Source organism: Marinoscillum sp. 108 (assembly GCF_902506655.1).
In the GTDB taxonomy this organism is placed as follows: Bacteria; Bacteroidota; Bacteroidia; order Cytophagales; family Cyclobacteriaceae; genus Marinoscillum; species Marinoscillum luteum.
Window position 1 is genome coordinate 445,076 of record NZ_LR734817.1, and the last position, 20,251, is coordinate 465,326.

The 20,251-nt window shown below is 45.8% G+C and carries 23 protein-coding genes; 8 read left to right on the plus strand and 15 right to left on the minus strand.

The annotated features are described in order from the left end of the window. Positions 1 to 30: 30 nt before the first annotated feature. Complete coding sequence (locus tag GV030_RS19355; RefSeq protein WP_159585002.1) at positions 31 to 1,149, minus strand: lipopolysaccharide assembly protein LapB; 1,119 nt, start codon at positions 1,147 to 1,149, stop codon at positions 31 to 33. A 367-nt stretch (positions 1,150 to 1,516) separates the two neighbouring features. Between GV030_RS19355 and GV030_RS19360 the strand changes: the two genes are divergently transcribed. Further along, on the plus strand, positions 1,517 to 2,128 hold the full coding sequence (locus GV030_RS19360) for a GNAT family N-acetyltransferase (RefSeq protein WP_159585003.1): 612 nt from the start codon (positions 1,517 to 1,519) through the stop codon (positions 2,126 to 2,128). Here GV030_RS19360 and GV030_RS19365 read toward each other — a convergent pair. Further along, on the minus strand, positions 2,117 to 3,295 hold the full coding sequence (locus GV030_RS19365; protein WP_159585004.1) for a glycosyltransferase: 1,179 nt from the start codon (positions 3,293 to 3,295) through the stop codon (positions 2,117 to 2,119). The two genes, GV030_RS19360 and GV030_RS19365, sit on opposite strands and share 12 nt — an antisense overlap. Beyond that, positions 3,292 to 4,209, minus strand: a complete 918-nt coding sequence (locus GV030_RS19370; RefSeq protein ID WP_159585005.1) for a sulfotransferase — start codon at positions 4,207 to 4,209, stop codon at positions 3,292 to 3,294. Before GV030_RS19370 ends, GV030_RS19365 begins: the two co-directional genes overlap by 4 nt. A gap of 23 nt (positions 4,210 to 4,232) precedes the next feature. Between GV030_RS19370 and GV030_RS19375 the strand changes: the two genes are divergently transcribed. Then, positions 4,233 to 5,126: a glycosyltransferase gene (locus GV030_RS19375; RefSeq protein ID WP_255465587.1), complete on the plus strand. Its 894-nt coding sequence runs from the start codon at positions 4,233 to 4,235 to the stop codon at positions 5,124 to 5,126. Here the strand turns inward: GV030_RS19375 and rsgA are convergent. The 6 genes from rsgA to GV030_RS19405 form a co-directional block, all read right to left on the minus strand. Then, positions 5,087 to 6,004, minus strand: a complete 918-nt coding sequence (gene rsgA / locus GV030_RS19380) for a ribosome small subunit-dependent GTPase A (protein ID WP_159585007.1) — start codon at positions 6,002 to 6,004, stop codon at positions 5,087 to 5,089. The two genes, GV030_RS19375 and rsgA, sit on opposite strands and share 40 nt — an antisense overlap. Beyond that, positions 6,001 to 7,233: a 3-deoxy-D-manno-octulosonic acid transferase gene (locus GV030_RS19385; RefSeq protein ID WP_159585008.1), complete on the minus strand. Its 1,233-nt coding sequence runs from the start codon at positions 7,231 to 7,233 to the stop codon at positions 6,001 to 6,003. The genes rsgA and GV030_RS19385 overlap by 4 nt, the downstream gene beginning before the upstream one ends. A gap of 62 nt (positions 7,234 to 7,295) precedes the next feature. Beyond that, positions 7,296 to 7,805 (minus strand): hypothetical protein, encoded by a 510-nt coding sequence (locus GV030_RS19390; protein ID WP_159585009.1) that lies wholly within the window; start codon positions 7,803 to 7,805, stop codon positions 7,296 to 7,298. An 88-nt stretch (positions 7,806 to 7,893) separates the two neighbouring features. After that, positions 7,894 to 8,610 carry a hypothetical protein gene (locus GV030_RS19395; protein WP_159585010.1) on the minus strand — a complete coding sequence of 239 codons (717 nt, stop codon included), beginning with the start codon at positions 8,608 to 8,610 and terminating at the stop codon, positions 7,894 to 7,896. Positions 8,611 to 8,727: 117 nt separating this feature from the next. Continuing rightward, complete coding sequence (locus GV030_RS19400) at positions 8,728 to 9,357, minus strand: peroxiredoxin (protein ID WP_159585011.1); 630 nt, start codon at positions 9,355 to 9,357, stop codon at positions 8,728 to 8,730. Between the two features lie 24 nt (positions 9,358 to 9,381). Beyond that, the gene (locus GV030_RS19405) at positions 9,382 to 9,828 is read right to left on the minus strand and encodes a Fur family transcriptional regulator (RefSeq protein WP_159585012.1); all 447 of its coding nucleotides are present in this window, start codon (positions 9,826 to 9,828) and stop codon (positions 9,382 to 9,384) included. Positions 9,829 to 10,015: 187 nt separating this feature from the next. Here GV030_RS19405 and GV030_RS19410 point away from each other — a divergent pair, with 187 nt between their 5' ends. The 5 genes from GV030_RS19410 to GV030_RS19430 all read left to right on the plus strand — a co-directional run bounded on the left by GV030_RS19410 (position 10,016) and on the right by GV030_RS19430 (position 15,034). Then, a complete protein-coding gene (locus GV030_RS19410) occupies positions 10,016 to 10,567 on the plus strand; it encodes a hypothetical protein (RefSeq protein ID WP_159585013.1) in 552 nt (183 codons plus the stop codon). A 26-nt stretch (positions 10,568 to 10,593) separates the two neighbouring features. Beyond that, complete coding sequence (locus tag GV030_RS19415; RefSeq protein ID WP_159585014.1) at positions 10,594 to 11,595, plus strand: DUF6588 family protein; 1,002 nt, start codon at positions 10,594 to 10,596, stop codon at positions 11,593 to 11,595. Between the two features lie 65 nt (positions 11,596 to 11,660). Continuing rightward, the gene (locus GV030_RS19420; protein ID WP_159585015.1) at positions 11,661 to 13,562 is read left to right on the plus strand and encodes a hypothetical protein; all 1,902 of its coding nucleotides are present in this window, start codon (positions 11,661 to 11,663) and stop codon (positions 13,560 to 13,562) included. Positions 13,563 to 13,688: 126 nt separating this feature from the next. Further along, positions 13,689 to 14,159, plus strand: a complete 471-nt coding sequence (locus GV030_RS19425) for a low molecular weight protein-tyrosine-phosphatase (RefSeq protein ID WP_159585016.1) — start codon at positions 13,689 to 13,691, stop codon at positions 14,157 to 14,159. Positions 14,160 to 14,161: 2 nt separating this feature from the next. Further along, positions 14,162 to 15,034, plus strand: a complete 873-nt coding sequence (locus GV030_RS19430) for a fructosamine kinase family protein (RefSeq protein ID WP_159585017.1) — start codon at positions 14,162 to 14,164, stop codon at positions 15,032 to 15,034. Here the strand turns inward: GV030_RS19430 and GV030_RS19435 are convergent. After that, on the minus strand, positions 15,018 to 16,268 hold the full coding sequence (locus tag GV030_RS19435; RefSeq protein WP_159585018.1) for an aspartate kinase: 1,251 nt from the start codon (positions 16,266 to 16,268) through the stop codon (positions 15,018 to 15,020). The genes GV030_RS19430 and GV030_RS19435 overlap by 17 nt on opposite strands. 71 nt (positions 16,269 to 16,339) lie before the next feature. On the opposite strand from GV030_RS19435, the gene fbp reads away from it, so the two are divergent. Continuing rightward, positions 16,340 to 17,344, plus strand: a complete 1,005-nt coding sequence (gene fbp / locus GV030_RS19440; protein ID WP_159585019.1) for a class 1 fructose-bisphosphatase — start codon at positions 16,340 to 16,342, stop codon at positions 17,342 to 17,344. A gap of 117 nt (positions 17,345 to 17,461) precedes the next feature. Here fbp and GV030_RS19445 read toward each other — a convergent pair whose 3' ends face one another. The 5 genes from GV030_RS19445 to yihA form a co-directional block, all read right to left on the minus strand. Then, positions 17,462 to 17,821: a hypothetical protein gene (locus GV030_RS19445; RefSeq protein WP_159585020.1), complete on the minus strand. Its 360-nt coding sequence runs from the start codon at positions 17,819 to 17,821 to the stop codon at positions 17,462 to 17,464. Further along, on the minus strand, positions 17,818 to 18,477 hold the full coding sequence (locus GV030_RS19450) for an alpha/beta family hydrolase (protein WP_159585021.1): 660 nt from the start codon (positions 18,475 to 18,477) through the stop codon (positions 17,818 to 17,820). The genes GV030_RS19445 and GV030_RS19450 overlap by 4 nt, the downstream gene beginning before the upstream one ends. A 109-nt stretch (positions 18,478 to 18,586) precedes the next feature. Further along, positions 18,587 to 18,997, minus strand: coding sequence for a thioesterase family protein (locus tag GV030_RS19455; RefSeq protein ID WP_255465619.1), 411 nt, complete (start codon positions 18,995 to 18,997; stop codon positions 18,587 to 18,589). Positions 18,998 to 19,026: 29 nt separating this feature from the next. Further along, positions 19,027 to 19,527: a DUF5606 domain-containing protein gene (locus GV030_RS19460; protein ID WP_159585023.1), complete on the minus strand. Its 501-nt coding sequence runs from the start codon at positions 19,525 to 19,527 to the stop codon at positions 19,027 to 19,029. A 60-nt stretch (positions 19,528 to 19,587) separates the two neighbouring features. After that, positions 19,588 to 20,193 (minus strand): ribosome biogenesis GTP-binding protein YihA/YsxC, encoded by a 606-nt coding sequence (yihA, locus tag GV030_RS19465; RefSeq protein WP_159585024.1) that lies wholly within the window; start codon positions 20,191 to 20,193, stop codon positions 19,588 to 19,590. Between the last annotated feature and the right edge of the window lie 58 nt (positions 20,194 to 20,251).

The window sequence follows — 20,251 nt, forward strand, 5'->3', positions numbered from 1 at the left end:
CGCAAAGAAAGTCAGATTAGGTTAAAATGCTCAAAGCTGATCCAGCAAGTCCCGCGCCTCGCTGAGAAGATCCTCAGACTCACCCGATTCCAACACCTTCCTTAGATTATACTCAGCCTGCCCTTTCATTCCTTTCTTGGCATATACCCTGCCCAAACCCAGGTAAGCCAGGGTACGATAATAAGTCCCGTGCCCGGGTATTTCCTGGCCTACCCTCAGGGCCTTTTGATAATCATTCAAAGCCTTATCTGGCTGCCCTTTCACCTTCTCGTGATAGATGCCCATGAAGGATGCGCCTGCCATCTGATAGTAGGGCCGGTCAGAGTTGGACAACTCCTTAATCACCGGCACGGGAGCCTGCACAAAATCATTCTTTGGAGTAAGTGATTCCAGAAGTTTGGCCTTGATATAAAGGTTATTGGGATACGCTTTGGTCAGTTCCCACAAATACGACTGGGCTTTCTGAGGCTGATATTCGTAGCGGAGATAGATATAGGACATGTAGACATAGGCCTCCACCCTGGTCAGTACTGCCTTTTGGGTGGCTTCATTGATTTGCTGAATCCCCAACTCCACATCTCCACTTCTGAAAAACCAGAGCAGCGGTCTGTACACAGGGTATTTTTCAGGATATTTTTCACGAAAGTAGTTGTATACCCCGGTGGTAAGAAGAAACTCGGGAATCTCCTCAGAGAGGTCAAATCCTTTTTTGATAAGATCATAAGCCTTGCTTGCCTCACTCAGGGCTTTCATGTAGTGCCCATCATCGGCGAAGTATTCTGCCAGGAGTCCCCGGGCCGCCATTTCAAAAAATATGGCCTCCGGGTGTGTCTGTCGGCCGCCATCCAGGTAAGCCGCCAACCGGATGGTCTCCCTGAGATGCCCGCTAAATACCTTAAATACCGAATCTACAGTCACAAGGGGTATATTAGCCCAGAGCACCTTGAGGGCACGCATCATTGGCACAGTGGGATGTTTAGGGAGTCTGGCTTCTACTTTTTCAATGTACACATCGGCAGAGTCCTCCTCTACATTGTAAATGAAGTATACGCCTTTCTGTACCAGTTGCATATTGACAGGATTATCGAACAGCTGGGCATAAGATACCTGACAAATAAATAGTAATGTGGCGATGATTACTGTTTTCAATTTGTGCTAAAAGTAGATTTAATTGTACAAAATGAAGGGTAATTTAAAGCAAGCCGGGTAGAACTGGAAACGATCACCTGACTAACTTTAGGGACACAATGAATGTAAGAATAGATGGTCTATGAATAAGGATTTGGGGTTTATGCTTTATTGTCATGAAGATTACGCGAAGGTACAGCACTTTCAAAGTTATCACCGATTTCATTCTGACCATATAGTTTTTTGTGTTGAGTGTATCGATAATAAGGCCATTTGTCTTCCCAAAAGCCCCATTGGTGGATTTACATGTTTTAACGGCCGGAAATCAGATTTCTTACAATTTTACGAAAAATCAGAAAAGTCACTTACTCAAAACGGTATTTCCTCATTGGAAATCACACTTCCGCCCCACTATTATACGGGGGTTCCGGATAGAAGCTGGCTGGAGCAGCTCGGTTTTTCTGAGCGGGTCAGTGAAATTGCTCATTACATTCCCATCAATGGGCCGTTGTGGGAAAAAATCCACACTATGCAACAGAGAAAACTCAAGCAAACTCCCACTTTTGATCTATCGCTGGTCAATGTATCAGAGTTGCGGTCTGTTTACGACTTCATCGCACAATGCCGAAAAAATCAGGGTCTGGAAATCAATATGGATTTTGAAATCTTAGAGCGACTGTTCCGGACATTCCCGGATCGCTATCAGATTTTCACTGCCGAAAGAAATGGGACGCTGCTTGCTGCCGCTATTATGGTGATTCCTATTGAAGGAATCACCTATTATTTCCTACCAGCCACTGCCCCAGCCTATAAAACAGAAAGCCCGATGGTTCACCTCATAGCTTACCTGTACCAGTACTATCAGGAGCGTGGGTTTCAATTCATCGACCTTGGCATTTCGTCTGTCAATACCGCGCCTCAAAAGAGCCTGATCACCTTCAAAGAAAGAATGGGTGGTATCAGAACCACCAGAAGCACTTTCATCAAATCACTCCAATAGCCTTTGGTAATACTGTTCCAGCTTTTGTACCTGAGCAACAGTGCCAAAGTGATCTTCGAAAGTGGCTCTTACCTTTTGAGGATCATATGGATTTTTCTGAGCCAAAGACTTCACTTTTTCAGCCAGCAGAATGGGGTCAGATGGCAATACCTCTCCAGCATCCCCAAAAACCAGCTCATCCGCCCCATCCCAATCGAAAGTAAGCACGGGTACTCCGCAGGCCATCGCCTCCAGGATGGCCACCGGCTGATTTTCGTGCCTACTTGTATTCACCATCAAATTGGCCGACCTTAAGGCCTGGCGTACCTCATTCTGATTACATTCTCCCAGCCACTCCACATTTCCGTCAAGGTGAAGCTGACTACATTGATTTCGCAGGTGTTTTTCCCTGGAGCCTGTGCCAATGACCTTCAGTGCAAAATCCACACCAGTCTTCTGCACATGCGCGATGGATTCCAGCAGCGCCTCATAATTCTTCTGTGCCTCCAATCGGCCAACGGCCACAAGCGTAAACCGCCCCGTTTGAGCACTTCCTGGTGTAAAAAAACGATCGTCCAGAAAGTTGGAAATACGATCAGCCCTTACCCCGAATTCACTGAGCCTCTTGATCAGTGCCTGACTCACAGCAAGTACCTGACCGGCTGCACGCAAGGGCGGAAGTACGGTTTTTTGAATGTCCTTCTTGAAAGAAGCCATAGGAAAAGGACTCATATGCTCGGTGATCACATAAGGTACCTGATAGGCCTCAGATAGAGCCCTGGCGATGGCTCCCGCAGGATAGGATACATGTGCGTGGATTACATCGGGCCTTCCGAAGTGTGTAGTAAAGCGCTCGAAGTTTTGTCGATTGGCCGCAATGATCCCGCGGATGTTGCCATTGCGAAACTTTCGGGTCCACGTGAAAGCTGGGGTGAAAAACTCCACGCAATTGTATTCCAGTTGAATCTCATATTTACGAATAGGCGGCTTGGAATTGTATTTGATGAAGCCGCCCAATGGCGCGTAAGCTTTCAGCCACAGCTTGGGTTCATGAGATCCCCAAAGACTGATCCCAACGTTCCAGTTGGGACGGTGTGTCGCCAGGAGGTGTGACTGCTCCCGGAAGAAGATCCCGGTGGAGGGATATTGCTCTGAAGGGTACCAAGAAGGTATCACGAAGACATTCATCGATAATCAAATTTAGCAAGCCAGGGGTTCATGATAGTACAACTCTTCAAATCCTCCTCACTCAGGACTTTCTGCCAGTTTCCAATGGAAGACTTGTCCACAGGTTTCAAAATTTTAGCATGCTGCGGTTCCTGATACATGGGTGCGGTGGGGGTTGTCTGGTGGTACGTCAGCATTCTATCCTCATAATCCACCTTCAGATGATCACAAACCTTCATCAATTCCACTTCAGGTTGGGTGACCAAATCTTCATATCTAATCAGTAAAACCGCGCTCTTTTTTCGCAGCATTTGATATTGCTCAAGGGCGTGCACCCAGTGAATGGCAGCTTGCTGTGGCTGAGCCAACTTACCCAGGTAAGCTTCGCCTCCACGCTTGTAGGAAGCCACCACGTCACGGCCGTCCCTTAGCAGAAAGAGGTATCGCGCGTTTGGAAAAACACTCAGCAACTCCGGCACATAGTATGTATTGAGGGGTGTGGTATCTCCCCACTGACTAAATGTCGGCTTATTCTTTAACCCATAGGTTCTGAAAATAACCTCCAAAACACTTTGCAAACTCTTGTCATCTGTCGTATTGAGCGTATCAAAGATCTCCTCTGCGCTGAAATCCCAGGTGTGACTGCCAGTCACCTTCATCAACTCTCCGGCAATTACCTTCATGAGGTCCCGCCATATCAGGAAATTATAAAGCTTGTACTTAATGATGCTGTTTCCCAGAAAATACTGTTCAGATGGTAAAAAAAGCTCACTATGCTGGTTCAGCATTCTATTGAGGAGTGTGCTCCCGTTTCTCCCTGACCCTAAGACGAAAAAAGGTTGCTCAGCCAGGCCTGCCCTACTTTTGACCGGATATTTTCTGGGTAGAAAATCCGAAATGCGCTGAAGTGTTCTGGCTAGTTTTATTCTTCTCATATTTGTGATCAGAACGGAAATTTATGGATTCTCTGCCTTTAGTTTCAATAATCTGCCTCTGTTATAATCAAAAAGCTTTTGTGGGCCCGGCTATCCGGTCTGCGCTGGCTCAAACATACCAGAACCTGGAGATCATCGTGGTGGATGATGGCAGCACGGATGGTAGCAAAGAAGAAATTTCAGCAATCATCAAAGACACCTCCATTCAGTTCATTGACCTCCCAAAGAACATTGGCAACTGCGCCGCTTTCAATGTGGGCTATCGGGCCAGCAAAGGTGAATACCTCATCGATCTGGCAGCAGATGATCTGCTCCTGCCCACCAGGGTGGAGCTGGGCATTAATGACTTTACCAACGGACCGGCACAGGCAGGTGTACATTTCTCTGATGCCTTCATCACCGATGAGTCTGGCAACGTGCTCAATACTCATTATCCCAGAAATCAGGACGGAGGCATGCGAGCGAAAATCCCGTCTGGAAATGTTTACGAAAACCTCATCCGTAAATATTTTATATGTCCACCATCCATGATGACCAGACGAAAGGTCTTTGACGACCTGGGAGGGTATGACGAAAACCTGAGCTATGAGGACTTTGACTTCTGGATCAGGTCTGGCAGAACCTACGAATACCTATTCAACCCTGCCCCACTGGTCAAAAAAAGAGTAGTAAAAAACTCACTCTCCACCCGCCAATTTGGCTTCCGTAGCAGGCATCTCGCCTCTACCTACCAGGTGTGCGAGAAAATATTTAACCTCAATCAGAGTGTTTCTGAAGACAAGGCCCTCATCCGTAGGTGCCGATATGAAATCAAACAATGCGTGAAAACATTCAATTTTGAGTTGATCCTGAAATACGGCAAACTCATTGGGCAAACTCAGCGCCGGTTGTCATCGCTCTCCAGCATGGAGAGGTAGCTATAGTAGCGCTCCTGAGTGATACCGCCTTCCTCGAGTGCCTTCTTCACCGCGCATCCTGGTTCATTCACGTGCTGGCAATTATGAAACCGGCAATCATTCATGACTTCCCTGATTTCAGGAAAGTAGTGACCCAGTTCTCCTCCTTCTATCTCTGAAAGACCCAGCTCCTTGATACCGGGTGTATCAATGATGGCTGTCTCACCGTCTAAAAAGAACATCTCCGCAAAAGTGGTGGTATGGGTACCCTTCTCGCTAAACGAAGAAATCTCAGAGGTCTTCTGACTGATCTCTGGCAGGAGCAGATTGATGAGTGTAGATTTCCCTGACCCGGAGTGCCCCGACAACAAGGTTCGCTTTCCCCGAAGCAATGTGGAAAGCTCCTCAGGTACCTTGCCGCCAATAAAGGAAGTCTTGATACAAGGGTAGCCCACCTTTTTCTCATAAATAAAACTGAGATAATCAGCTTCTTCCAGTCCTTCTGCATCCAGCAAATCCACCTTATTGAAGACAATCACACCTGGAATTCTATAGGCCTCCAAAGTCACCAGAAAACGATCTATAAACCCCAATGAAGTGCGAGGCTCCTTCAAGGTAGCAATCATCAGTGCCTGGTCCACATTGGCAGCAATCAGGTGGTCAAAATGCTTTTTCTTAGGTGATTTGCGAATGATATAGTTTTTACGCTCCTCTATTTCGTTGATCACCCACTCATCCTGCTGCGATTCCATCACTACCTCATCTCCTACCGCAATCGGGTTTGTGATTTTCTTGTTGTCCAGCTTAAATTTTCCTCTCAAACGAGCGTTAACCTCTTCTCCATTGGTCATTCTCACTCGATACCACGATCCGGTGGATTTAATCACCAATCCTTTCATATCAGTTCTTCTATTTTCTTCATCACCTGCCCAGAGGCTCCGGTGCGGGCCGAGACATACGTACGTGACAGCCTGCAAACTTCCTGATAAAGATCGGCATCATTGGTCATTTCATCCAATTTTGATTGTAGGTCGGCAGAATTTTCATAAGTAAACCCTCCGCCATGTTTCACCAGCTCAATGGCCTCTATGAATTTTTCATTGGAAGCATCCGCTCCAAAAAACACGGGAATACCATAAACAGCAGGTTCCAGTACATTGTGCAGCGCACCTCTGAATGCTCCACCCACTATAGCATAGTCCGCATAGCGGTAAAGCTTTGACAACATCCCGTAATTGTCGATAATCAGCACTCGCAGAGCGGAAGCACTGCCTTCATTCAACTCAGAGTACTTTGCGGACGCATGAATTTTCTCATAAATACGGAGATCTCCTACCTGATGAGGGGCAATGATAAATTTAAAACGATCATGATTGGCTTCAACAATGGGCAGTAGATATTTCATATCAGATGGCCAGACACTCCCCATCACAATGAGTTTTTCATTTCCTTTGAATGCTTCGACAAGCGGAACCTCACCGGCCGCATTGGCCACCTCAAGGACACGATCAAACCGGGTATCACCGGCCACAGTATACGCCCGAATGCTCCTGGACCGCAACAAGGCAGCGGAGTAATCATCCTGCAAAAAGAAATGATTGACAGTGCTCAGTGCCGTCAGGTAAAACTTTCCCATAGGATGGAAAAAAATCTGCGAGCGCCTAAAAATACCCGAAACCAACAAAAGCGGAATATTTCTCGCATTCAGCGCCATCAGGTAATAGTACCACAACTCATATTTGATAAAAATGGCCAAACTCGGACGCACAGTCTCCAAAAACCTGGAAGCATTGCCGCGGGCATCTAATGGCAGGTAATGCAGATAATCAACCAACTCTTGATCTTTGAAACCCAACAGACCGGAAGGTGAGAAAAAAGTAAGTAGCACTTTCACCGATGGTCTTCTCTCCTGAAGCAGGCCCAGAACAGGCTTGGCCTGCTCATATTCACCCAGCGAGGCACAGTGGATCCAGATCAACTTACCCTCGTGATTCCTGAAGTCCGACTCCAGACGCTCAAAAATTCCCTTACGCTGGCTGATAAATTGCCCCGCCCGACGATGAAATGGGGCAATCACCCTGACGATCAGGGCATAGAGCCACACGCTCATTCTGTACAATAACAGCATAAGCGAATGTAGACAATCAATCCTCTAAATGCTTAATGCATCATTCAAGACGGCAGGAGAAATTATTTCTCAATAGTGAAATAAGCAATATCACTATCATTAGTTGGAAACACCTGCTCACCATTATACCAGACATTTATGATATAGCTGTAATTCTCACTTTTACCAGTCTCCGCTTCATATTCACACACTATGGTGTCCATATCCGCAGGAGAAAGTTGCAAATAGGTCATCGTGTTACCAGAAGTCAATCGCAGATCCGCACTTACATAAAGCCTAAATGGCTCCTCATTCTGTGGTACATTTTCAAGAAGCGTAAATTGTTTAGGTAGATCATTGTTTTCCAGGTAAACCTCCTCCAACTCACCGTCAACCTCATAAAACAAGCTCATCTGAGCTGTATCGTAATAACCTGGCGTATCCGGATCAAGTAAGTCCTGTCCCGATGAATCTCTAAAAGAGATCATCAAATCACTATTATAGTAATCCCCGCTTACGTCATTGGGAGAGTCTAAACCAAGATCGCAGGAGCCCAGGCCTAGCCATAGGATAAGTATTGTTAGCCTATACATACTATTTCGTTTTGAACGGCAGAGAACTTCTGTACCGTTTCATAGTAATTACGGTATGCGCTAATGTAGGCAAACAATCCTTAAATACTCAATCTTCTTCCTCGGGAGCAGGGGGTGCCTCGGGCAGTTGATCCAGGTCCATACCTGCCGCATAGCGCTTTAGAGTAGCTTCCTCCAGGCCATTTCCACTGATGGTGATCAGAAACCGCCCATTCACCACCAGAGCCAGGTTCGTTTCGTTGCTGTCGTAATTAGCCGAATACCAGCCAGGATTACCGTTTACTTCTATCGATCTCATCACACCGTCCGTAGACTCATGTTCGTACTGATTGGCATAGAGTCCGAGCAATGAAGCCGTTTGGGCATAATCGAAAATGCTGGCCTTGAGTTCTTCGTCACCCTTGCTGTATGACTTGCTACCGAAACTATATCGGTACTCCCCATACCGGGTGGTAGAGCCTTCTGGCTTTTCAGCAATGCGGTAATCTCCCAGCTCATCTGGTAGAAAATTGATCAAATCACGAAAACCCACCACTTCTGAGGGGCTCATGGTTCCATAATTTACTGATTCTCTCCGGTAGCCTCCAAGCGGATCAGAGCTATCGGAAGGCTCGTAAGTATCCAATACTTCATCATCTGTATTGGTATTGGTGTCGTCCGATTGGTTCTTGTTTTTATCTCCAAAAAGGAATTTATCAATCTCCTGATTGGCTTTTTTAGATAATTTTTCCTTGAGTTGTATTTGTGCAAAAACGGTATTGACCATTGTAAAGGTCAAGAAGAATAAAGTAGTGAGTAGTTTCATATTTTAGGCTATAAAAGTTACAGCCGCAAATATGAATATTTTCATGGAAAATATGAATATAAGAAAAAAGGCCACGCTATGGTGGCCTCTTCTCAGTACTGGATATTTAACTATTTCTTAGTGTGACGCCAGGTAAGAAGACACTCCGTCTCTTGTAGCCTGCATCGCATCTTTTCCTTCTTCCCAGTTAGCAGGACATACTTCTCCATGCTTCTCCACATGCTGCCATGCATCCACTATTCTGAGCATTTCGTCGATGTTTCTACCCAATGGAAGGTCGTTGATAGTCTCATGTCTCACCACACCGGTTTTGTCGATGAAGAATGTACCACGATATGCTACAGGTGCTCCTTCAAACACCAACTGACCTTCATCGTTGTAGTTCCAGTCTCCAGCCAATACACCGTAGTTATTAGCTACTGTTTTTGAACTATCCGCTACCAATGGATAAGTTACACCTGCAATTCCACCTTTGTCACGGTCTGTCATCAACCACGCCAGGTGAGTCTCTTCTGTGTCACATGACGCTCCCACTACCTGCACGCCTCTTTTCTCAAACTCAGCGAGCTTTTCCTGAAAAGCATGAATCTCTGTAGGACATACAAAAGTGAAGTCCTTAGGATAGAAAAAGAACATCACTTCTTTCTTCCCTACAAATTCTTCCAGTGAGAAATTTTCTACGATTTCCTCTCCGTTGATTACTGCCGGAGCATTAAATAAAGGCGCTTTTTTACCTACTAATGACATAATTGTTGATTTGTCTTTTATGATTTATAAAATTGTTACTTGTTGATCTGGGTCAGCCTTTTCTCCGTTAATCTGGAGCTTGATGTCCGTAATCTTGAAATTGCCAACCTGCTTTTTATCGAAATAATCCCGGATCAGTTCATTCAGCTTTGGGTCGTGATAGTCTTGAATCTCCTCAGTATTCACGCTGTAGATATGGCTATGAGGCTCCAGGTTCGCGTCATATCGTTTGGTTCCACTTCTGGTAGCCACACGATAGGCCAGATTGGCCTCCACCAACTTCTCCAGGATCCTATGGACACTACCCAGCGAGATGCTCGGATTCTGCTCCCTGATTTTCTCATGAAGCTGCTCTGCACTGGGGTGCTCATCCTTCGTCAGCTCATGCAGTACGGCTATTCTGGGATGTGTGGCTTTTAAGCCCGACTCCACCAAAAGTTCCTTTATTCGCTGATATGAATTGCTAATCACTTTTAAATGAGAATTATTCCTATTTGAGTGCGAAGTTAAAACAACCAACCGAACTGCCCAAAAATTTCTGAAAAGAATACCGAGAATACGGTATATGGTGCGGTCTCCGAGTTAATTACCTTTGAGGTCAATGAAAATAACAGGTATTTATCCCTATTTTTGTTTTAAACTCAAACAAACAATTACAATGAGAAATTATATTTCTATCGCTGCTCTGGCCTTTCTGGCCTTCTCCTGTGGAGAAGCCGGAGTTGGTTTCAATATTGGAAAGGAATTCCCTGTATCTATTCCGGTGGACTTACCAAATGGTACTCCCGAATTGATTGGAACTATACCTGGTGATCCGCCTCCAGTTAAAAGATCTGAAGAATATTCACTGGCAGGAGCCGGATACGACGATCTGGATGCTCTGGATGCAGTAGAAGTGATTGGTTTATCCTTTGAAATCACAGGTGTTGACGATTTCGAAAAATTTGATTTGGATGGTATTGAAATCGATTTGGTTGCTCAATCAGGAGCCACCATAGCACAAATCTCTGTGACCACTCCTCAACTGTCAAATGTTACCAAAACTTCAATCTCCAATTCAGCAGGTCTTGCTGCGCTGGAATCGGCACTTGCTAATCAGGAAGACATCACCACGGATGTAATCTTCGACTTTGGCGAAGTACCTAACGAAGATGTTAATTTTGAATTCGTGCTGTACTTTGATGTAGTAGCCAAAGTAAGAGACCTATAATCCGCCTAACCGATAACTTTAGAATCATGAAAAAAATCATACTAATATTTATTCTTGGAGCATTCATTACATCCTCCAATGCTCAGGATTTGGATAAATTTCTTGAAGGAGGTGCTGAGAATGGAGAAAAACTCTTGGAAGGATACCTGGAACCGGCTTTCGTTGGTTTCGGATATGCCCTGAACAGCGGCTGGTATAACACTGGAAAACCTCACAAGGTGGCTGGATTTGACCTCACGATCAACGCCAACCTTGCTTATGTACCACAGGATGCGCAATTTTTCAAGATCAATCCTGCTGACTACAACAACATGACCACAGCACCTGCTGAGAATGGTCAGACAAGCTATCCTACTATCATGGGGCCTAATCTGGAAGCTGATGACATCCCTTATTTGGTTTTCGACGAAGGTACAGAAGATGAAATTCGCATCACTGCACCTACCGGACTGGGTATGGAAGAAAGCCTTGGTAGCAATTTCGTTCCGGCTCCTTCTGTACAGATTGGAATTGGCCTGATCAAAAATACCGAGCTAAAGCTTAGGTTGTTGCCAGAGCAGACATTCGGTGATCCAGGTGAACAATTCACGACCAAAATGTTCGGTCTTGGGGTACTTCACGATGTAAAGCAGTGGATCCCGGGAATCAAAAATCTCCCGTTTGATCTTTCTGGATTCTTCGCGTTCAACACCATGAAAAACTCGATGGAAATCAACGCTGATGTACCAGATCAAATTGGTGAGTTCAATGTATCCGGTACTACGCTCCAGGGTATCATCTCCAAAAAACTATCAGTCCTTACTGTGTACGGAGGTGTGGGCTTCTCCACCAGCAAGGTAAACTTTAAGATGAAGGGAACTTACGACGGTATACCTGAAGTAGACCCAATCGACATTGAGTATAAAAATGGTGGCTTGAGGGCCAATGTGGGAGCACGTTTGAAGCTGTTAATCTTCACCTTCCATGCAGAATACGCCGTGCAGAAGTACAACACGCTTACTGCCGGGTTTGGAATCAGTATCAGATAATATTCAGAAAACTTCTTTTTAGAAAAAGCGGGCTTTAGTCCGCTTTTTTTATGTTTACCCGTTCCATGAGAACTCTCCTGCTACTCATCGTATTGCTCACCTCAGTAAAGGCCCTGGCCTTTACTGATACTGTGCGGGTTTCAAAAAACGAGATTCTCATCCTGAGAGATACCATTTTCGCCCCCGACAAAGACACCGTATACTTCGTGGACGCTGAAAAATATCGGGTCAGAAGCAACCCCTATAAGTCTTCTCAAGACTTCTATCAAAAAATGCGAGAGAAAACCGGGCAAAATAAAGTGACGGCTCAGCTATTTGATCTGCTATATGTAAGTCCCAACGCCAGATCCGAACTGGCTCCTTCTAAAAACAGTCGTACCTCCAACACGCCTTTTATGCCTTATGAGGGTATGCGGATCCGAAACATACGGATAAAACACATCGACCTGCTGGAAGGAAGCGTCAATGATACCTTGCGGCAAGCGTCCTCCCCACTGAGTATCATGGTCAATAAGGTCCACATAAACACCTGGAACACCGTGATCAGAAATAACCTGCTGATTGATAAAAACGAAGAGATAGACCCCTATCTGATGGCGGACAATGAACGAATCCTCAGGCGCCTGCGCTTCATTGAAGACGTAAGAATATATGTGAGACCCCTTCCAGATGGCTACGCAGAAGTGATCGTAGCGGTAAAAGACCGCTTTTCCTGGGGTACCGCTCTCAACATCACTGATTTCGATGAATTTAACCTGGCCCTCTTCAACAGGAACATAGCTGGCTGGGGTAAGTACGCATCAGCTACCTGGTTTTTTGATACCCAGAGCATTCCGGCATCCGGCTATGAAATACGCACGGGTGGTCAAAACATTGACAAGGCCATCACCAACTGGGAGCTCAATCATACCAATATCGGGGATAGGGAGTCCTGGGGCATAGACCTCCAGAAGGAATTTGTGGCACCGGGGATTAAGTACGGCGGGGGCCTGGACATCCGCACCATCCGAGACTCCACCATAACCCTGGATGGTGAAGAGTCTGACCACCAATACTACCACCTCCACTACCAGGATTTTTGGGCGGGGCGGTCATTTGCCCTACCCTCCAGTTACGAACGCAAAAACCTGATCGTAGCGGCCCGATTACTCAATAACTCCTTCGCCAGCCGACCGTTTGTCGCTGTGGACAGTAACTTTCTCTACTACAACCGGAAACTTTTAATGGGCGAAGTGAGTCTCTCCAGCCGGAAATTTCTCAAAAGCAACTACATAGCGGCATTCGGTATCTCAGAGGATATCCCACTAGGCTACAGGGTTTCATTCATTACCGGCCGTGATTTCAATGAATTTTACCAGCAAAATTATCTCGGATTCCAGCTTTTCTGGAGTTCCTATATCAAGAATTTCGGGTACCTCCTGCTCAATCAGGAAATAGGCGCTTTTGACCGAACAGGGATCAATGAAGGCGTGGTGAAAATAAGGGCCAGTTACTTCAGCCCTTTGCTCTCCTCTGGCAGGTACCATATTCGGAATTTCATGAAAATGTCCTTCACCAAGGGAATCGATCAGCCCCCGCAGGAAACCATCTCCCTGGAAGGCAGAATCAGGGATATCGAAGGAGAACGCATTTCGGGCAACAACATTCTTGCGCTTGGTGTGGAGTCCATTCTATTCACACCCTGGTATTTCTATGGATTTAGATTTGCTCCGTTTTTTTATTACAACGTGGGCGAGGTTTGGGACTACAGGCCTAATCAAAAAACAAGCTATGGCTATCAGGGTGCAGGTGGTGGGATCAGGATCAGAAACGAAAGTTTGGTATTCAACACACTAGAGGTGAGGTTGACACATTTCCCTAAAAGCCCCCCGGGAGCCAAGAAAACAGTGTTTTCACTATCCACCTCTATTCCCATCTCGTTTGACAACATCTTCAAATACAAGCCGGCGCTGATTCCCTACCGGTAAAAAAGAAAAGTCCCGATAAAATCGGGACTCTTCAAAGATGTCAAACAGGTGTATGAATATAAAATTTGTGTTATGCATTCGTATATACTTTATCTTTATAAAAGGTAACCAACCCAGAATAAAAAAATGTTAAATATTCTTTTTGTCTGTTTAGGTAACATCTGCAGGTCCCCTTTGGCCGAAGCTATTTTCAATCAGAAAGTAAAAGAGCGCGGACTAAATCAATCGATCAAAGCTGATTCTGCAGGTACTGCCAGCTATCACATCGGTGAAGACCCTGACTCCCGCAGCATACAAGTAGCGGTGAAGCATGGTGTTCCTATCGTGCACAAAGGGCGACAGTATCATTTCAAAGACGCTGCTACTTTTGATTATATCCTGGCTATGGATGCCTCCAACCATCGTGACATTATTCACGCCACATCAGATCGCCCTGAGGGCTTGTTTCTGATGCGTGACTTTGACCCAGAAGGCCAAGGCGGGGACGTACCTGACCCCTACTATGGTGGTGAAGATGGTTTCGAGAAGGTTTTCCAGATACTTGATCGTTCGATAGATGCTTTTTTGGACTTCCTTGTGGAAAAACACCATCTCTAACCATGTCAGGGTCCGAAAACCTCTTTCTGGCAGCAGTTCTCTTTCAATCCACAGGAACAAACCACCTCATCAGAGAAATACGACCCATCTCTGGCGGTGACATTAACGAAGCCCTGAAAGTAACCACTGACCAACATACCTACTTCGTGAAATGGAATACCTATTCGGAAAATCTGTTTGAAAGGGAATTGCACGGCCTATCCCTCCTCCGGGAGTGCGGGTGTGTGGGTGTACCGCAAGCCTATAAACATGGCCAGATCGGCGATCGCAGGTATTTGGTATTGGAGTACCTCCACCCGGCTCCTCAAAAGGATCATTTCTGGGAGAGCTTTGGCCAAGCCATCGCCAGGCTGCATCAGCATACGGCAGACTACTATGGCCTGGATCATGACAACCACATCGGGCGACTTCCTCAGAAGAATCAACCCACTTCCGATTGGATTGATTTCTTTATTGAAAACCGCCTGGAGGTACAAATTCGGCTGGCACACGAAAAAGGTTTGATTACCACGGACCTCCTTGAGAGCTTTGAGAAATTATATGGACAGTTGGAAAGCCTTATTCCCACAGAGCCAGCTTCTTTGCTCCATGGTGATTTGTGGGGTGGGAATTTCATGTCGGGACCAGGCGGAGAGCCCTACATCTACGACCCGGCAGTCTATTATGGCCACCGTGAAATGGACCTGGCATTTACACGGCTTTTTGGTGGGTTCGAACCCGCCTTTTACGAAGCGTATGACCAGCAGTATCCCCTGGAGCCAGGATTCGAAGAACGGGCTGACCTGTACAATCTGTATCCTATGTTGGTGCATGTGAACCTTTTTGGCCCCTCCTACCTCACTGGTATCCGACGTACGCTTAAACTTTTTCTATAGGGCGGTAAAGTACCTGATAATTGTTTCTGGTCTTTTGCTCCAAAATCACCTCTGTGGTTTCAGGCAAAAAACTAAATGAACCTTCCTGATAGTTTTTAATCGTAGCTAGCTGCAGTCCTTCATTATAGAGCAGCTGAAAGTCTCGCTGTAGAAAATCCCTCAGCCCATCCAGCTTGTCCTTTTGATAATCCATGCAAAAGGTAAATGTAAGGGCTGAGCTGTGCATCAGGTTTATCTTAATATTGGCATGATCCATCGCCTGAAAGATTTTCACCAGCTTTTTTTCGTCCATGAAACTGTTGTCTTTCACCCTGAGTGTGACCAGTAACTGATTTTCCTTAAAGACAAAACAATGCTTAGTGGTGGTCTTTTCCTGCTCCGAAATTCTGGTGCCTTTGCCTGATGGCTCCAGAAAAGAGCGCACAAAAAGAGGAATATTTCGCTGGGCCAGCGGTCTGATGGTTTTGGGATGAATCACCTTGGCTCCATAGTAAGTCAACTCGGTCACCTCCTGAAATGACAACTCATCGAAGAGCTCCGCCGAAGGGAATCGCTTTGGGTCTGCATTGAGTAGTCCCGGCACATCTTTCCAAACAGTGAGGCTCTCTGCCTTCAGACAGTAGGCGAAAATAGCGCCGGTATAGTCAGATCCCTCTCGCCCGAGCGTGGTAGATTTTCCCGTGAGGTCTGAACCGATAAAACCCTGTGTGATCACAGGACCTTTTTTTAGTAACTCAGGAATCTCTCGCTCTATAAAATGCTCAGTGAGTTGCCACTCCACATTGGCCTCTGTGAAAATGCTGTTCGTTTTCACATATTTTCGAGCATCCGTCCAGGAACATTCCATTTGGCTCTGCAGCTGATGGTAAACAATGGAAGTAGACAACAACTCACCGTATGGGATCACACTGTCGTAAAACTGCCCCCAGGATGCTGTGCGATTTTCCAGAGATCTTTCCAGCTGAATGAGCCAATTGTTCACGTCATCCGGCACCGTACCGAATAGCTCCTGAGAAAGGGACTGATGAGAAGAAATAAACTCCCTCAACCCTTCTTCATAAGACTCCCCAGCAAATGCCTGTCTGGCAATATTTTCAAGTTGGTTGGTGGATTTTCCCATGGCCGAAACGACCACCACTAAGGGCCGATCCATGTATTTTTTAACAATCTCCACCAGGTTTTTCACGCCCTGACCGTCCCTTACTGAAGCACCACCAAATTTGAAGATTCGCATCCTTGCAAACGATTTAAATGAATAAAAAAGCCTATTTTTGCCAAATCGCTCAAAACGAATTGTACCAAAAGATGAACAAAAATAGTTTAGGTCTTCCGATCGGCACTACACTTGACCGCTTTATCAAAAAAAAGCAGGATGAATTTGAATTTGCCACGGGAGAACTCTCCCAATTGCTGCGGGATATTGCCCTTGCAGGAAAGATTATTAACCGTGAGGTCAACAAGTCCGGGCTGCTGGATATCACCGGTGCCTATGGATCCAAAAACGTGCAGGGAGAAGACCAGCAAAAACTGGATGTGATTGCCAACATTCGATTTATCAGGGCACTCAGAAATGGCGGGCAGGTATGCGCTGTAGTGAGCGAAGAAGACGAGGAGATCGTTCATCTCAATCCACATTGCCGCTACATTGTAGCCATTGATCCACTGGATGGCTCCTCTAATATCGATGTGAATGTGTCTATTGGTACTATATTTTCCATCTACCGACGCACCTCACCCATAGGAGGGCCTGTGACGGAAAAAGACATACTGCAGCCCGGCACCGAACAGGTGGCAGCAGGCTACATACTCTATGGCTCCTCTACCATGCTAGTGTACACCACCGGTCATGGAGTCAATGGCTTTACCCTGGAGCCGTCGTTGGGAGAGTTCGTGCTCTCACACACCAACATGACATGCCCTGAAGATGGTGAGATCTATTCTATCAATGAGGGAAGCTTTCACCAGTTTGACAAGAGCATCCAGGACTACACCAACTGGTGTAAGGATCAGGGAATGACGGCCAGATATATTGGATCATTGGTAGCAGATTACCACAGAAATATGCTCAAAGGCGGAGTGTACCTCTACCCAAACACCAAAAAGGCACGCGAAGGGAAGTTACGTTTGCTATATGAGTGCAATGCCCTGGCTTTTATCGCTGAGCAAGCAGGAGGTATGGCCACTAATGGCTCCAAAAGGATATTGGAAATAGCGCCGACAACCTTTCATCAGAGAACCCCCTTCTATATAGGATCTAAAAACATGGTAGAAAAAGTGGTGGAGTTTGTAGCGGAAAAAGCAGAGGCCTAGAAAAAAAGAAACCCCGCAACCTTTTGAGCTACGGGGCATTCACCGCCATAATGATTAACTAATGACCCAAATGTAATATCCGATGATGAAAATACCCAATTCTGGGTATAAGTTTTTTCACATTTTTTTATTACCTGAATACATCATTCGGGTCTTCATTTTCATTTTCTCCCGAGCAATCACCCTTTCAGCAATATCAGAGGCGATTTGTCCGGGTTTTGAGTGTTCTAAAATTTCTTTTAAAACCTCCTCAGAAATATCAATTCTGTACATCGCATTGATCAAATACCCAAAATCATGGTCTAACAGGTGCTGAATTCTGGGGGTCAGGAAAGCATGTAGTTGCCCAAAAGGATCTTCTCCCGGGTCAAAGTCCAGTTCATCGGCTATTCCGAGATCTTTTTGGATGAGGTCATAACTGCCACTGGCCAACTTCACCGCACTTGACTGCTCGTCGTGGTTATCTGAGGTATTCATTTGAGTACAGTATCTATCCACTCTGTGGTCACCTCCACCAATTGATGCATGACTTCTTTACTCGTGCGCCCACTTGCTTTTGGTACTTTGAAGGAATGATCCGCAAACTCCACCTCCAGCATTCGTGCGGCAGGCAAGGAAGAGAGCACCTCGCGCATCAAGTCAATATTGGCTAGCTGATCATTGATCCCCTGGAGGAAAAGTTGTGGCACCTGTACCGCATTCAGATGAGTAGCACGTGCCTTGGAATTCTTACCTGGCGCATGGAGTGGGAACCCCAAATAAAAAATCCCTTTCACAGGGGCAGGTGATTGATCGGCCAGCAGGTGTGAGGCCATTCGCCCGCCATAGGATTTCCCTGAAATAATGATTGGAAGGTCTGGATAAGTGACGCACAGATAATCGATCACCAAGCCCCATGTTTCAATATTGGGTTTTGGTGCTCCGGGAAACTTCTTGCCACTTTCCATGTAGGGAAAATTGAATCTGGCCACATGAAAACCCCGAGCCACAAATAATCCGGAAATGCTGGTCATGAAGGGGTGGTGCATCCCTGCTCCTGCCCCATGAGCAATGATGATCACTGCTCTGGCGTTGTCCGCTTCTTCCACTTCAAGAGTGATTTGACCCAGACTGTCATTCAAGAATAGCTCCATAAGGTAAATTTAACATTCTTGATGAAATCCAATCTGGCAAGAGTCGCCACTGTCTATTCAAATTTGACCTGATCAGGCAATGCTTCCCAAGTACTCCTACTAGTACAGGCTATTCCATCCAGCCAAAGTCTTCCGTTTTAGGAATCCTCTCCAGCATGTCTATGATTTTCTGAGGTGGCACTACCACCTTTCGCTCCTTCAGACTCATGAAAGCTCCTGTGGCAATAATCACACAGGCCAGCTCACCATTCTGCTTCCAGACCTGCTGGCGGAATTTCCAGATTTTCAAATCCTTTCGGAAAGCTACAGCCGCACAGTCTACAGTGATTCGCTCATTCATGAAAACCTCTCTTTTGAAGGTAGTGTCCTCATGAAAAAGTACCGGCCCATAACCTGAAGCCACTAACTCCGCCAGAGGCAGGCTCAACTCATCAAAAAGCCCTACACGCACCTGAGCCGCATAATCATTGTATGCAGTATGGCGCATGTGCGCATTTGGGTCAAGGTCGGCCCATATCACCTGAAACTGTTGTTTGAAAGGCTCCAAAACTATTTCTCGGATTTGGTTTTAGCTGCCGCTTTTTTAGCCTTTGGGGCTGCTTCCTTCTTTTCTTTTTCAGCTGGCTTTTCCTCTGCCTGCTCTTGCTCTTCTTTTTTCTCCAGCAACTCAGGAAGGGTTTTGGCCATGGTGTTATACCAGGTTACCAGCTTCTTGATATCAGAAACATACACCCTGGACTCATCATACTCAGGCAATATGAATTTGAGGAAAGATTTCAGTTCATCAGGATCCGAAGAAGAAGTAAGTCCGGTATCACCTTTGAACTCGACATGGATTTTTCTAAGAACATCCTGAAGAGGCACTGCGCCTTCTTCATCAGTGGTGTAAATAGAGATATCTGATAAAATGGAAACCTTAGCCTGGATATTGGCAATAATTTTCTTTCCTGAGCCGTCGAGCGCTTCTAATATTACGCCGGTCCGTGTTGGGGATACAACTTTGAAAAGTCCTCCTTTTCCCGATACTGCGGCTACTTCATTGAAATCCATATCTATTATTTGTGGTTAGAGCATGCAAAAATAGGTATTGCAGCACAATACCAAAATGGATTACTCCTTTATCCCCTCATTTATTTCCCTGATGTAACCAATAATATCATCCTTGCCCTGTCCTGTCACTGTGGAAGTCATAAAATGGAGCGGAAGTTCCTCCCATTCCTTCTTGAGAATTTTGCGAAAAGCCGCAATGTTTGACTGGGCCTTATTCGCACCTCGCTTATCCACTTTGGTGAAAATAAGGGTGATGGGCATGCCCGCCTGCCCTAGAGAGGTCACAAACTCCAGATCGATGCGCTGTGGCTCTAACCTGGAATCTATCAGTACAAATACATTGGTAAGGTTCTCCCGGGTTTCAAAATAACCCGCTATCATTTTTTTCCAGCTAGCCTTCTGAGACTTACTCACTTTAGCCCATCCGTAGCCTGGCAAATCCACGAGGTACCAGCTATCATCTATCAAAAAGTGGTTGATTAGCTGCGTTTTTCCGGGCTTGGATGAAACTTTGGCCAACTTACTGTGATTGGTCAGCAGGTTGATCAGAGAGGATTTCCCTACATTGGATCGTCCTATGAAAGCATACTCAGGCTTGTCTCCTGCCGGGCACTCTCCTACTTCTGCACTACTTTTAATAAACTCAGCTGATTTGATTGGCTTCATGGAATAATTTTTAACAATAGGGGCAAACGCACGGTTTATGGTTAATATTGCAAGCGAA

Coding starts and splice junctions, on each gene's coding strand:
- GV030_RS19365 (WP_159585004.1), bottom strand. CDS start 3,295: ATGAATGTCTTCGTGATACCTTCTTGGTACCCTTCAGAGCAATATCCC.
- GV030_RS19370 (WP_159585005.1), bottom strand. CDS start 4,209: ATGAGAAGAATAAAACTAGCCAGAACACTTCAGCGCATTTCGGATTTT.
- GV030_RS19375 (WP_255465587.1), top strand. CDS start 4,233: ATGGATTCTCTGCCTTTAGTTTCAATAATCTGCCTCTGTTATAATCAA.
- rsgA (WP_159585007.1), bottom strand. CDS start 6,004: ATGAAAGGATTGGTGATTAAATCCACCGGATCGTGGTATCGAGTGAGA.
- GV030_RS19385 (WP_159585008.1), bottom strand. CDS start 7,233: ATGCTGTTATTGTACAGAATGAGCGTGTGGCTCTATGCCCTGATCGTC.
- GV030_RS19390 (WP_159585009.1), bottom strand. CDS start 7,805: ATGTATAGGCTAACAATACTTATCCTATGGCTAGGCCTGGGCTCCTGC.
- GV030_RS19395 (WP_159585010.1), bottom strand. CDS start 8,610: ATGAAACTACTCACTACTTTATTCTTCTTGACCTTTACAATGGTCAAT.
- GV030_RS19400 (WP_159585011.1), bottom strand. CDS start 9,357: ATGTCATTAGTAGGTAAAAAAGCGCCTTTATTTAATGCTCCGGCAGTA.
- GV030_RS19410 (WP_159585013.1), top strand. CDS start 10,016: ATGAGAAATTATATTTCTATCGCTGCTCTGGCCTTTCTGGCCTTCTCC.
- GV030_RS19415 (WP_159585014.1), top strand. CDS start 10,594: ATGAAAAAAATCATACTAATATTTATTCTTGGAGCATTCATTACATCC.
- GV030_RS19420 (WP_159585015.1), top strand. CDS start 11,661: ATGAGAACTCTCCTGCTACTCATCGTATTGCTCACCTCAGTAAAGGCC.
- GV030_RS19425 (WP_159585016.1), top strand. CDS start 13,689: ATGTTAAATATTCTTTTTGTCTGTTTAGGTAACATCTGCAGGTCCCCT.
- GV030_RS19430 (WP_159585017.1), top strand. CDS start 14,162: ATGTCAGGGTCCGAAAACCTCTTTCTGGCAGCAGTTCTCTTTCAATCC.
- GV030_RS19435 (WP_159585018.1), bottom strand. CDS start 16,268: ATGCGAATCTTCAAATTTGGTGGTGCTTCAGTAAGGGACGGTCAGGGC.
- fbp (WP_159585019.1), top strand. CDS start 16,340: ATGAACAAAAATAGTTTAGGTCTTCCGATCGGCACTACACTTGACCGC.
- GV030_RS19445 (WP_159585020.1), bottom strand. CDS start 17,821: ATGAATACCTCAGATAACCACGACGAGCAGTCAAGTGCGGTGAAGTTG.
- GV030_RS19450 (WP_159585021.1), bottom strand. CDS start 18,477: ATGGAGCTATTCTTGAATGACAGTCTGGGTCAAATCACTCTTGAAGTG.
- GV030_RS19460 (WP_159585023.1), bottom strand. CDS start 19,527: ATGGATTTCAATGAAGTAGCCGCAGTATCGGGAAAAGGAGGACTTTTC.
- yihA (WP_159585024.1), bottom strand. CDS start 20,193: ATGAAGCCAATCAAATCAGCTGAGTTTATTAAAAGTAGTGCAGAAGTA.